The organism is Shewanella polaris (assembly GCF_006385555.1).
Lineage (GTDB): Bacteria > Pseudomonadota > Gammaproteobacteria > Enterobacterales > Shewanellaceae > Shewanella > Shewanella polaris.
On sequence record NZ_CP041036.1, the window covers coordinates 773,012 to 786,018 of the forward strand.

Consider the following 13,007-nt stretch of genomic DNA (forward strand, 5'->3'; position numbering starts at 1 on the left):
AATAAATCATTATCGCGATAATGTTCTGTTTACCTAGATATTGTACGGTTAAATATGTTGTAAATGTGCCAATTCTTAGCAGAATTTTCTAGTGGGGTCTGGTAAGCTCTTGCACTAAAAAAAAATTAGAGAGACTATTTATGGCCAAACGTTCTCGAGTTGAAACTGAGTTAACTGTTAACCAAATTTTAGATGAAGCCTTTAAGCAAATACTCACAATTGGTTTTGATGCGATGTCGTATACGACATTATCTACAGCCATTGGAGTTAGTCGAACAGGTATTAGTCATCATTTTCCACGTAAAACAGAATTTTTAGTGCGTTTAGATCAACGGATCGGAGAGTTTTTTGTTGAAGCACTCGATTTTAGTTCTGTTGCATCACTAGAATTATCGTGGAGAAAAGCATTACAACATAAAGAGCATAAAGCGGTTTTAAAATTGTTTTTTAGTCTTTGTGGCACAAATGACAATAGTGTCACTTATTTTAGCGCAGTAAATACTGCTAAAAAAATAGCGATAACTGAGTTGGGTGATAACGGTGGGAAATGTATTAATCAGCTGATTGGTTATAGTGCGTTTTTGTTACTCGAAAGTACACTTTAATCCAAAGTTGTATGAATTTCATTCGATGTAGGGTTTGTTAAAATCAGGGCCTGTTTATCCAATAAATGTTAACCACGAAAGATAAATAGACCTTAGGTAAATTATACATATCGCTTATTCTTAATGGAATAAGCGATATTTGAAGTAACTGAGGTGGGTTATAACGTCACTTTACGAGATTCGTAATTTTGACACATTTGCTGTGCTTTATCTTCATCATATTCACGTAGTCCACTGAGGACTAATGTTTTCTTTCCTGTTCCAATGGCTCGTTCGTTATGACGTAATTCGAAGCTTAAGGTGACATCTCCACGTTTGCCATTAATCAACAACTGCTGGTCGATTAAATGTAGACTGATGTCCTCAAAGTCATAGCTATCTAGATGAAAAGACATGCTTTCGTAAATAACTAATGGACGATCAGGGTTAATCATTACCTTGTATTGCTTCATCATCGGTACGAGTACATGGATAAAGTTTAAGCCAGAAAAAGCCACATAACTTTTAATGAATGCAGCTGTTTGTACATCGCATTTGCACACTTCACCTTGTCGCTCAATGTGAAGGTATTCCTTACCTTTGGTGTCGCAAATACTGAATTTATCGCCGACACTTTTATCTACGTGAAGCTCAACATTATCACCTACCATACCAGCAAACTTAAATTGCATATTTTGGCTAAGGCCGTACTCGGTTAGTACAAGCGCAAATAATAAATCGCCTGGAACACAAAAACGTTTAGCGCCCACATCATGGATAGGGTTGAAATCGCCTGCAACTTTCTTTGCAAAGTCACTGGCTTGCTGGGCAGAGATGAACACGCTTTGATCTTGCTTGGTAAAATAAGGTGATAAAAACATAAAGAATAATTCTTATTGGTCAGTTGTCTGCTGTCGCACCACAGCGGTTTGTTACTGATTATGCAGCAACAAACATGCTTTAGGGCAACAATTTATTAATAAAATAGTTAATTGAGCGAGAGTGTACTTTAAAACTTCAAATAAACTCACCCGATGACTAGGCCCTAATTACACATCTTTCCATTGCAAGTTATTCAATGGGTATCCTCCAAACCACTTTGGCTCGTCAAGTACGAAGTGAGAGGTTATATTTTCAATGCCTAAATCCGCCTGTAAAAGCTCATCACAAAAGTGATTAAACTCTTCAATCGAAGTGCAAATGACAAAAGCGATATAATCAATTTCACCATTCACTCTTAAGCAGTCGACAATTTGAGGGTATTTTTTTGCAGAACGCTCGAAAATAGAGCAGTTTTGGTAGGTGTTACTCTTTAGCTTAATATTGATATAGGCTTTTACATTAACGCAGAGTTTATTGATATCTAACGCCATAACATACTGTAATATATAGCCACAATCTTCCATCGCTTTTACTCGTTGTAGGCATGCACTGGGTGACAAACCTACCCGTTCAGATAATTCGTTATTACTAATTCGAGAGTTATTCTGTAGTTCAATAAGAATATTTCGATTTATTTTATCCAGTTTGACAGGTTTTTTTATCATTCATCTTGTCCTTTTATGCCTTGCAAAAGAATAACCTGATTTGTAGGCATTATTCACCAAATAACTCAAAATAGTTAACATATTTCCGATTAAAATTTTTAATAAATATATGATAATTATTAAATTATGATTTTCTGGAGAGTATAGGTGATACATAACCCAAAAGTAAAAATACACACTGACATTGGCGACCTCATCGTTACTCTATACGCTGATAAAGCACCCGTAACAGTCAGTAACTTCTTAAATTATGTCCAACAAAAACGATTCAATGACTCGACGATATTTCGAATTGTCACTGAAAGTAATGCTGAGCAGCCTGAAGATGCCAATACAAAAATTCAAGTGATCCAAGCAGGATTACCGCCTGAACATCCCTTACTTTTACCGTCTATAATCCATGAGTCAACAAAAGATTCTGGGCTTTCACATATTCATGGCACCATCTCGATGGCGAGATTTGAACCGGGTAGTGCTGATGGTAGCTTCTTTTTCTGTATTGGCGATCAATTAGAACTTGATTATGGTGGTAAACGTTATAGTGATGGCCTTGGTTTTGCTGCTTTTGGCCGAATTACTGACGGCATGGACGCGTTAACAAGTATTTTTGAACAGGCAGAGCCACAAGAATATCTTAAGAACGAAATCACTATAAAATCAATAGCCTTGATTTGATTTCAAGGCTATTTAGTTTATTGGATAGCCTTATTTTGATTGGTAAGCTAGAGGGATCATTAATATAAAACACGCAACAAAACAGATAGATCCCATTACATTTACCCCTAAGTAGCTAAAGTCTAACATAATTTCACTTGCCGCAACCGGACCAACAATGTAACCGACACCAACCCAGGTTTGGGCTGCAGTAATATATTTTCCTGAGTGGTCTGCATCTGAAATAATCGCAAAAGTTCTTGCGCCCACAATACTCCAAAAGAAACTGAATATACTTAATAAAGCTAAATATTTAAATTCACTGACTTCAAAAGACACAAAAATCAAACAAGCGCTCATCAATACAATAGAGAGCAGTAGCAACAAGGTGCTCTTGCCTTTAATATTTAACCAAGCAAAGAATAGTGCTCCTAATAAGCCTGCTATCATAGCAAGGGCGAGTGCTTGAGAAACATAGTCTAAAGATAATCCTGCATCCGTACCCACAAAGGAAATGTAACTCCACGTACCGCCTATACCGATGTAAAAACAAAATAAACCAGCAAGTGCGATAAGAAAGTATCGCGTGGGAATTGTGTTTATAGCGCCATCATTTGTAAGCTTACTTTTGTAGCTTTGACTGTTTTTTGGTAAATTGTTGATGACAAATAATGGTGTTAAATAAAATATTGCCATGGCGACAAATACCCCCTGTAGCCCAGCAAATTGATAAATAGGTGCAACAGCTACCAGCCCGAGTGCTTGAACGGCAACGACTACCGCGGTATAAAACCCAAACCAACGATTTGGGTTAGTTGTCATACCGATTGAAGTGATGCCAACGGCCACGAGTAAACCTTCACCAATGCCTGCAATAACTCGAATGAGGCACAACACCAAAAAATCACCGGTATAGGCTGATGCCAAATTTGCACAGCAACTCAGTAATACTCCGGCAATGACGATATTCCTGAAATTAAGCTTTGAAACAAATGTTGAAAATACGAGGGTAGCCACCACGATACCCATCGCATCGGTAGCGGCTAAATACCCCACTTGCACACTTGTCAGCTTCATTGTTAATGCAATAACTTCTAAATATACAGGCAAAAATAATAATACTAAGTAACCAATTGGAGCGGTTAACAAGCCTGCTAAACCAAATGCAAAATCTTTGGTTTTATGAATTGGTAATGTAGACATATAATCCTTTTGTTTTTAGAAGTCTTAACATTCAATAAAGTTACTGATTATATTGGTATATTTCTATAGCTTCCTGTTCGGAAATAAATCCATTAACAATATCTTTAGTGATAGATTGTGCTGAACGTTTTAACGGGTCTCCCCAACCGCCACCATTGCCAGTGACTAAGCGTATTAAGTCACCTTTCTCTAAAGGATATCGGCTTTTTCGACTGAATCTAGCTTTTTCATTGCCATCACTATCAATAATCGCGATATAGTTACAAGAACCGTTCTGGCCACCATTGGTTCCCCATGTTGGTGTGATCCCTCGACCAAAAAAGCTCGAAATATCAGCTCCATCACCTAATACGCGATACTCGAGAATAACCCCTTTACCACCGCGAAATTCACCACAACCAGCACTATCTGGATTAAATTCATAGCGCTCAACGCGAACACCATAACGCTCTTCAGTGATCTCTATGGGTATATTGCTAGTTTCGCCATTGCCAACACAGAACTGACCAGACTCACCATCTTTGATGATATTTGCTCCCCAACCACCGACTAATGGTTCAACCAACAAAAATGGTTCTTTTGTCAGAGGATTAATTCCCGATAAGCTTATTGTGCACACAGAGCCAAATTGACCTGCAGTTAATACATCTGGAATGGCAGAGGAGAGTGCTTTACGGATCACATCCGCTGCACAAACCATCGACTCAAAATAGGATGAAACAGGAGCAGGGCGCTGGGCTGTTAATATTGTGCCCTCTGGACACTCTACTCTAAGACGTCTAAAGCAACCGTCAGTAGCCGCTGCATTGGGCTTTACAACGCCCATAAATACTTCTCTCGCTGCCGAAACAAGCACACCCATAGTGCAATTAATTGGCCCAAGAGCTTGTTTTGACGAACCTGTAAAATCACAAATAAACTCTTCATCAGTGATAGTGACTTTGACTTTAATGACAAAGGGGCCGTGTCCCATACCATCTTCGTCGATAATGTCTTCAGCATAAAAGTCGCCTTTGGGTAACGTTTTAAACTTTTCAAACACCATGGTATCGCCGTGATCTAATAGTTTATCAATTGCTGTTAATGTTGTTTCTTGTCCATATTTTTCTATCAAAGATAAAAAGCGCTGCTCACCTACTTTTAATGATGCCGCACAGGCTTTTAAATCACCCAAGGTCATTTCCGGTAAACGCACATTTGCTTCAATCAAATCTAACAGCGATTGATTGGCAATGCCTTTTTCATACACTTTGATACCCGGGAACTGAAGGCCTTCTTGGTAAATAGAGGTTGCATCAGCACTGTAGCTTCCAGGGTCTTTGCCGCCAACTTCAGTCCAATGAGCTTTATTTGCCGTCCATGCAACCAATGTATGCTGATAAAATATAGGACGGATCATACAAACATCTGATAAATGAGTACCTCCGCCTGAGTATGGGTCATTTAAGATGAATACATCATCGGCATAAATATTATTGGCATCAAACTTTTCAATGATGCGCTGCACTGCGGCGTCGAGTGTTCCTATAAAACCCGGAATACCGTTACCTTGTGATATTAATCGCCCTTGGGCATCTGTTACCCCAATACCATAATCTAATGATTCATAAATAATGGGGCTTTTACTGCTGCGCTTCAACGCTAAAAACATTTCTTCGCCAATCGCGATTAAGGCATTTTTAATGATTTCTATAGTAAAAATATCAACAGATTTAGGCTGCTGAGGTTCCTTGTTGGCTTGAATTATTGTCATGTTTAAAATCCTTTAACTTAATACGTTAAGTGGATATGTATGCCACCAAAAGCATCTATTTCTACTTTGTTGTCGGGCAGAATGACTGTCGTAGTCGTTGGTTCTTCAATAATGGCTGGCCCTGAGAATTTCATACCGTGAGTCAATAATTCACGATTATAAAGAGGGGTGTTGTGGGTTCCCAATTCATCGAAATCGACATCGCGTTGGCCAATAATCGCAGTAGAGGCATCTGCACTTTCGCTTTTTGCTACTGGGGTAATTTCAGCTTTATCTAATAGACCAAATGCAACCAAATGAATGTTAACAATTTCTATCGCTGAATCTTCAAGGTTGAAAGTATATTCTTGCTTGTGAGCTTGATGGAAACGTTGGGATAAAGTATCAATAAATTCTTTATTATCAAGTGATAACGCAGGAATAGGTATTTTTACTGTATGTTCTTGGCCATGATAACGAGCATCAACATAAAGCTCTAACATCACTTTATCTTCACTAAAACCATCTTCTTTGTAGTCTGCTAATGCATTGGCCATCACGCCATCAAAAGCTTTACCAATGTCTGTTTTGCTATCATGGGTAATACTGATTTTATGGGTGTGAATATAATCTCGACGTAAATCAAGCATCAGCATTCCCCATGCTGAAAACACCCCAGCAAAGGGCGGAATAATGACCTTTCGAACATTAAGTTCTTTTGCTAGCGCAGTGGCGTGTAAAGCCCCGCCGCCGCCGAATGCCATCAGTGAAAAGTCGCGTGGATCAAAACCTCTGTTTACCGAAATAAGCTTAAGGGCATTAACCATGTTTGAATTCGCAATTTTCAATACACCATGTGCAATTTCCATGGCGGTGACACCAAGCGTATCACCGAGCTTTTTGAAGGCGTTATGCACAGCTTGTTGAGCCGGTTTGATTTCTCCACCCGCAAAGTTGTCGGGATTAATTCGTCCCGTATAAAGATTGGCATCTGTTGTCGTAGGTTCTGTACCATTACGACCATAAGCCACAGGTCCTGGCGTTGAACCGGCACTTTTTGGCCCTACATGTAAACTACCTGCAGCATCTACCCAGGCAATACTGCCCCCACCATTACCTATTTCAACGATATCAATTACGGGGGTTTTTATGGGATAACCTGCTGTGCTCTGTGTTTTCTCGAGCATGTATTCGGTGGTGATCCGCGTTTCACCTTGGTTAATGAGGGAGCACTTTGCTGTTGTACCTCCAATATCTAAAGCTAGCAGGTTTTCGTCACCGATAACTTTACCGTATGCTACAGCGCCTAAAATCCCGCCTACAGGGCCTGACTCTACAAGTGTAATAGGGTTTTTACAGGCGGCCTTTAAGGTTGCAATACCGCCATTTGACTGCATGATGTAAGGGGCATTTTTTAATCCCTTTTCGGCGAGTTTTTCATTCAGTTTATTTAAGTATTGCTGAGCGGGTGGGAGCACATATGCTGATAATACTGTGGTGTTCGTTCGCTCATATTCTCTCCACTCCGATGAAATTTCATAAGAGGCAATAACATCCACTTCAGGCCAGTATTTTTGGATCGCTATTACGGCTGCTTTTTCATGCTCATTATTCAAATAAGAATGTAAAAAGCACACCGCAATAGCCTGAATATCTAGGGATTTAAAGTACGTTAAGATCTCTGGTAATAATGAGAGATCAAGCGGCGTTATTTCTCGGCCTAAATGGTCTAAGCGTCCGGGTAGTTCTCTGCGTAAATGGCGCTCAACAAAAGGCGTTGGTTTTTGATAGCAATTGTTAAAAATATCAGGGGTGTTACCCCGGGCTATTTCTAACACATCGCGAAATCCTTGAGTGGTAATTAACGCCGTTTTCACGCCTTTACGCTCGGTAATCGCGTTGATAACCACGGTTGAACCGTGTGCAAAAAAGTCGACATCGGCTAACGATATATTTGCTTTATCAACAGTATTGATCACCCCTTGCTCAAAATTAGGTGGGGTAGTATCACTTTTAACCGCTTTTACTGTGCCTTGTTCAATGTAAACAAGATCAGTAAACGTACCACCGACATCAGTCGCAACTCTAATCGTCATAATAATCTCTTTAAATAAATCAGAAAGGGTCGCCATATAAATGGGCGACCCTAAAACCTAGAATGAATACTTAGCTTGAACCCCAACTTGTCGAGGGCTGTTTTGCATGCGAATTAATGGGTTGTATAGGAATACTGTTTCTGGAGATTGCTCATCTAAGATATTGTTGGCAAACAATGAAACTGACCACGACTCATTATTGACGGTGAAATTAGCGTTGAGGTAGGTATGAGAGTCTGTTTCTCCGGTATCATCATTGTAGATATCAAAACTTCTTGGCCCGACAGTGTTAAATGCTAAGCGTGAGCTTAGTAACCAGTCTTTATGTAATTCAGTGTAATGAGTAATAGAGCCATTAAAGTTAAACTTAGAGACGTAAGGCATTGTACCACCTTCAGTTTCTTGTAAATCACGCCCTGATAAGATGTCAGTTCCTTTATTTTCAGTTATTTCGTTATCAATATAGCCAGCCCCAAAAGACACTTTAATGTCTTCAGTCACATTGGCAGATAACTCTAGTTCTAATCCATTAATGATCACTTCATCGATATTTAAGTTTTCTAGGGTGAAAGTAGACGGGTTTAAACGCGTAAACTGAGCATCTTGCTGAACAATTCTAAAGGCCGCTAGATTTAACCAAATGGTGTCATCAAGCCAAGTTGTTTTAGAGCCAATTTCAATTGTGTCGGACACTTCTTTATCATATTGACGATTGACGGTAGGTGAGTATTCATTAAAACCACCACTTCTGAAGCCTTTTGAATAGGTGGTGTAAAGTAAAACATCGGGTGTATATTGCCAAGCAAGTGAGGCTTTAGGTTGGAGTTGGCTGTAGGTTTGTTCGGCTTTTGATGCCGCTTTATCGCGTTCATCGTATGCTTCGCGTGTTTCTGAGTCATACCTTAATGCAAATGTTAACTCTAAATCATCGGTAATATCATAATTACCTTGCCCAAAAAAGGCATAGGCGTAACTGTCTAGGACTGTTTTTTCACCTTCTAATACCAGAGAAGGATCTGAAGCCATTAGTGCTTTTACATCATTGTAGGTTACAAGTTCTGTTGGTGTGACATCAATAACCTGGTCATATGAAACATACCTGTCTTTTGTTTCTGCAAAACTGCCTAAGGCCCAACTAAATCCATCGTTGTTCTCCGAGATAAATCTGACTTCAAGATTCTCTGAACTTTCTTTTATCGGATTGATTTGTGTTATTGGAAAATAAAAGTTTTCTTCACTTGCTTCGAAGTGAGTAAAATCACCATCAGCAAAAAACTCTATATCTGAATCATTAGCAGAAAGCACTACCACCAATTTACCGAGGTCAAATTGGCTTTCCAGTTTAGAGGATAAAAACCACATTTCTGAGATATCTTCACCGATTGCATTACTATCGTTCTCAATATCAAAATCTTCTAACTCTTCGGCGGTAATTCTCGCCATATAATTACTACCCTGTCTATTGTTAGAGTAGTTACCTCGAAAAGTGATATCTGTATCGTCTGTAATCAAATAGTGCAACATTCCTTGAAAGCCATATGCGCTGTCAACAAAGTCGACATCTTCGTTGGAGTAAGCATTATCTATTTGTCCATCACTATCACGGTAGTTTGCTGATATACGGTAATAAAGTTTGTCTTCAATGACTGCACCACTCAAGGCTGAATTTAACTTAACCTCATTCCCTTGGGCGTATGAGGCCTGTACTGAACCTTCAGTTTCATCTGTAGGGGCTTTAGTGATGATATTAACAGCTCCGCCGATAGCATTTTTTCCATAAAGTGCCCCCTGAGGGCCTCTTAGTACTTCAATGCGCTCAATGTTATGCAATCCTTGGTTAATAAATTCTAAATTTGGTACGGTAACTCCATCAACCACATAGGCAATAGGGGCTTCGCCTACTTGAGGGGTAATTAAGCCACGAACGGTGATGAAGTTTAGACCGGAGCGAAAGTTTTTAGATACATCAAGATTAGGTGTCAGGGCGGCAAAGTCTTTGATTGTTTCTATTCTTGCTTGGGCAACTTCAGAAGCATTTATGACAGTGACTGAGTCTGGGATTTGTTGCAGTGTTTCCACTCGCCCGCGAGAAGTCACAACGATCTTTTCCATTTCGGCATTCTCTGCCTCCTGGGCGTAAGCATGGTTTGTGACAACCAATGAATTTGCAATGGCGAGTGCGAGTGTCGTCTGAAAAAAAAGCTTACTTCTGCTCATACCTTTCCCCTGTAATATTATTATCGCTTTCTGATTTTTGTTAACTATAAACTAACGTGTTTTTAACAAAAAAATTACGATGATTAGGTAGTTGAAACAAAAATAATTGCTTAATTTTGTATTGAAAACGAATGATATGTTTTGAACATTCAGGGTGTGTTATTGAATTTATCGTGAATACAAACTGTTGAGTTGGATTTTGACTTTGATAACGTTAATTAAAATTCAAGCTGACAACAGTAAGGTCGAACAGTAAATTAACATCAATTTGATTATGCTAAATTCTGTCAGCGGGAATGATTTGTCGACTATTAATATCGTCTTATCTGAGGGGGTAAGGCAAATGCTACCAAAATAAAAAGTTATTTTTACCATGTTTTTTGACACTGTACATGGCTTTGTCTGCTTGTTCACATACGTTAGTAAAATCATCGAGTTCGTCAAATAAACTAATGCCAATGCTTAGGCCAATGTTAATGGTTTCGCCTTCAAGTTTTATGGGCTGTCGATATAACGCAAGTAAACTTTCAGCTATTTGAGTTAGTACATTGGTGTTGTCACATTGAGTTAAAATAACAAATTCATCTCCGCCAAAACGCGCGATATGAAAACCATACTGTTTTGCCGTGGTATCTGCAGGGGAAAGTAGTTGTTGGCATATGCGATTGAGATCTTGGGCAATAAGAACAAGCAGGCTATCACCATAGCGATGCCCTAAATGATCATTAATGATTTTAAAGCCATCAAGATCGATAAAAAATAATGCGCCTGAATGATGAGCTGATTGCGTTTGTTTTTCGCGTTTGAAAGCAGTAACCAGTGCGGTGCGATTGAGCAAATTGGTCAATGGATCTCGGTGGGCAAGTTTGGCTAAATCTTCTTCATAGCGTTTTTCTTTGGTGACATCAATATGAGTGCCCATAATACGAAGTGGTTCACCGTTAGCGCCATATTCAATAATGCGACCGCGGTCAGATACCCAAGCTACACTGCCATCTTTGTGGATCATTCGGTGTATGGCTTGATAGGTTTCAGCTTTACCTGCTACATGACTTTCAAAGGCTTCAATAACCCAGTCTTTATCTTCTGGGTGGAGATTGTTTTTCCAGCTGTTGATATGCGCAGGTAATTCTTCGCGAGTAAAGCCGAGAAGTTGTCCCCATTGCTGATTAAATATCGTCAAGTTGCCGCTAGGAATATGCTGTTCCCATAGACATAAGCCCGTGCCATCAAGCGTAGCATTGAGTAGCTCGTTTACCCGATTATTGATTAAGGTAAGGCGGCTATTTTCATGCTCTAATTGCTTAATTCTTTGCTTATATCGTTCGAGCTCAAGTTCAAGCTGAAATTGCGTACTGTTATCCTGCTGTGCCATGGATAATCAATAATCCTGTAAAGTCCAATGAACCCAGTTTAGCTAATTATGAACAAAAAAAATACCAGCAATAATTGCTGGTATTTTTTTGTTCATAAAGCTGATTTATAACGCTTTAAGAATCGCTTCAACGCTATCTTTGGCATCGCCAAACAACATTTGAGTATTGTCTTTAAAGAACAATGGATTTTGTACACCGGCATAACCTGTGTTCATTGAACGTTTAAAGCCAATCACGTTTCGGGCTTTCCACACTTCTAATACTGGCATACCTGCAATAGGACTGCTTGGGTCTTCCATCGCAGCAGGGTTAACCGTATCATTAGCACCAATCACTAATACAGTGTCAGTATCAGCAAAGTCGTCATTGATTTCGTCCATTTCTAGCACGATATCATATGGCACTTTAGCTTCAGCCAATAGTACATTCATGTGGCCAGGTAAACGTCCTGCTACAGGGTGAATGCCAAAGCGAACTTTAATGCCCATTTCACGTAGCTTTCTGGTGATTTCTGCAACCGGATATTGTGCTTGAGCAACCGCCATACCATAACCTGGAGTGATGACGACTGAGTCTGATGCTTTTAGCATGTCAGCGACATCTTCTGCAGTTGTTTCACGATATTCGCCAACGGTTTCATCGCCTGAAGCAGCAACGCTATCGTTACCAAACCCACCGGCAATAACAGAAATAAACGAGCGGTTCATTGCTTTACACATAATGTAAGACAGAATCGCACCTGACGAGCCGACTAATGCACCCACAACAATCAGTAAGTCATTAGATAACATGAAACCAGCGGCTGCCGCTGCCCAACCCGAATATGAGTTCAGCATTGAAACCACAACTGGCATGTCTGCACCGCCGATTGAGGCCACTAAATGCCAGCCAAATGCGAATGCAATTAATGTCATCAGAATGAGTGGAGTGACTGCACCGCCAGCTTGCACGAACATCACCATAAGAATAAATGACACCACTACCGCCAGTAAATTTAACTTGTGGCGGTGAGGTAACATTAATGCTTTAGATGAAGTTAGTCCGCGCAATTTCGCAAACGCAACTATTGAACCTGTAAAGGTGACTGCACCGATGAAGATACCTAAAAATACTTCCACTAGGTGGATGTTAAGCATGGCACCAGTTAAGTGTTCTGCTTGTTGGGCTGCATTTGCTTCAACAAAGGCGGCTTTAGCAGTTGCTAGTGTGGTGTTGAGATCTTGTCCCAATACCACAACGATTTCGGATACTTCATGTGGCTGAATATCAATAAAGCTATTAAAGCCCACCAATACAGCTGCTAGACCCACAAAGCTGTGCAAAATAGCAACTAGCTCTGGCATTTCGGTCATTTCGACTTTCAATGCTAAGCGAATACCAATTGATCCACCAATGACCATGGCGAGAATAATCCATTCTACGCCGCTTGTGGCAGGATTGAGTATGGTGGCTGTAAGCGCAATAGCCATACCAATAATGCCAAATAAATTACCATTTTTAGCGGTTTCTTGTTTTGATAACCCAGCTAAGCTGAGAATAAAAAACACCGCGGCAATGATATAAGATGCTGTAACCAGTCCTTGAGACACGATATTACC

General features: G+C 39.8%; 10 protein-coding genes. 2 read left to right on the top strand and 8 right to left on the bottom strand.

The annotated features are described in order from the left end of the window. Positions 1-140 precede the first annotated feature (140 nt). The gene (locus FH971_RS03315; RefSeq protein ID WP_137222915.1) at positions 141-605 is read left to right on the top strand and encodes a TetR/AcrR family transcriptional regulator; all 465 of its coding nucleotides are present in this window, start codon (positions 141-143) and stop codon (positions 603-605) included. A gap of 158 nt (positions 606-763) precedes the next feature. Here the strand turns inward: FH971_RS03315 and FH971_RS03320 are convergent, their stop codons facing one another. Together FH971_RS03320 and FH971_RS03325 are read right to left on the bottom strand one after the other, a co-directional pair. Beyond that, complete coding sequence (locus tag FH971_RS03320; protein WP_140233346.1) at positions 764-1,465, bottom strand: DUF3581 domain-containing protein; 702 nt, start codon at positions 1,463-1,465, stop codon at positions 764-766. Positions 1,466-1,633: 168 nt separating this feature from the next. Continuing rightward, positions 1,634-2,131 (bottom strand): Lrp/AsnC family transcriptional regulator, encoded by a 498-nt coding sequence (locus FH971_RS03325; protein WP_167495976.1) that lies wholly within the window; start codon positions 2,129-2,131, stop codon positions 1,634-1,636. 147 nt (positions 2,132-2,278) lie between these two features. Between FH971_RS03325 and FH971_RS03330 the strand changes: the two genes are divergently transcribed. Next, complete coding sequence (locus FH971_RS03330) at positions 2,279-2,806, top strand: peptidylprolyl isomerase (protein ID WP_140233347.1); 528 nt, start codon at positions 2,279-2,281, stop codon at positions 2,804-2,806. Positions 2,807-2,836: 30 nt separating this feature from the next. Here FH971_RS03330 and FH971_RS03335 read toward each other — a convergent pair whose 3' ends face one another. From FH971_RS03335 to pntB, 6 genes are all read right to left on the bottom strand, one after another. Beyond that, positions 2,837-3,988, bottom strand: coding sequence for an MFS transporter (locus tag FH971_RS03335; protein ID WP_140233348.1), 1,152 nt, complete (start codon positions 3,986-3,988; stop codon positions 2,837-2,839). Positions 3,989-4,028: 40 nt separating this feature from the next. Next, positions 4,029-5,741 (bottom strand): hydantoinase B/oxoprolinase family protein, encoded by a 1,713-nt coding sequence (locus tag FH971_RS03340; RefSeq protein WP_140233350.1) that lies wholly within the window; start codon positions 5,739-5,741, stop codon positions 4,029-4,031. A 17-nt stretch (positions 5,742-5,758) separates the two neighbouring features. Next, a complete protein-coding gene (locus FH971_RS03345; protein WP_140233352.1) occupies positions 5,759-7,816 on the bottom strand; it encodes a hydantoinase/oxoprolinase family protein in 2,058 nt (685 codons plus the stop codon). A gap of 57 nt (positions 7,817-7,873) precedes the next feature. Continuing rightward, the gene (locus tag FH971_RS03350; protein WP_140233353.1) at positions 7,874-10,033 is read right to left on the bottom strand and encodes a TonB-dependent receptor; all 2,160 of its coding nucleotides are present in this window, start codon (positions 10,031-10,033) and stop codon (positions 7,874-7,876) included. Positions 10,034-10,379: 346 nt separating this feature from the next. Further along, on the bottom strand, positions 10,380-11,408 hold the full coding sequence (locus tag FH971_RS03355; RefSeq protein ID WP_140233354.1) for a sensor domain-containing diguanylate cyclase: 1,029 nt from the start codon (positions 11,406-11,408) through the stop codon (positions 10,380-10,382). Positions 11,409-11,513: 105 nt separating this feature from the next. Beyond that, positions 11,514-12,998 carry a Re/Si-specific NAD(P)(+) transhydrogenase subunit beta gene (gene pntB / locus FH971_RS03360; protein ID WP_137222899.1) on the bottom strand — a complete coding sequence of 495 codons (1,485 nt, stop codon included), beginning with the start codon at positions 12,996-12,998 and terminating at the stop codon, positions 11,514-11,516. Positions 12,999-13,007: the final 9 nt, after the last annotated feature.

Excerpts from the sequence above, each read along its gene's own strand:
- FH971_RS03315 (WP_137222915.1), top strand. The coding sequence starts at position 141 with ATGGCCAAACGTTCTCGAGTTGAAACTGAGTTAACTGTTAACCAAATT.
- FH971_RS03320 (WP_140233346.1), bottom strand. The coding sequence starts at position 1,465 with ATGTTTTTATCACCTTATTTTACCAAGCAAGATCAAAGCGTGTTCATC.
- FH971_RS03325 (WP_167495976.1), bottom strand. The coding sequence starts at position 2,131 with ATGATAAAAAAACCTGTCAAACTGGATAAAATAAATCGAAATATTCTT.
- FH971_RS03335 (WP_140233348.1), bottom strand. The coding sequence starts at position 3,988 with ATGTCTACATTACCAATTCATAAAACCAAAGATTTTGCATTTGGTTTA.
- FH971_RS03340 (WP_140233350.1), bottom strand. The coding sequence starts at position 5,741 with ATGACAATAATTCAAGCCAACAAGGAACCTCAGCAGCCTAAATCTGTT.
- FH971_RS03345 (WP_140233352.1), bottom strand. The coding sequence starts at position 7,816 with ATGACGATTAGAGTTGCGACTGATGTCGGTGGTACGTTTACTGATCTT.
- FH971_RS03350 (WP_140233353.1), bottom strand. The coding sequence starts at position 10,033 with ATGAGCAGAAGTAAGCTTTTTTTTCAGACGACACTCGCACTCGCCATT.
- FH971_RS03355 (WP_140233354.1), bottom strand. The coding sequence starts at position 11,408 with ATGGCACAGCAGGATAACAGTACGCAATTTCAGCTTGAACTTGAGCTC.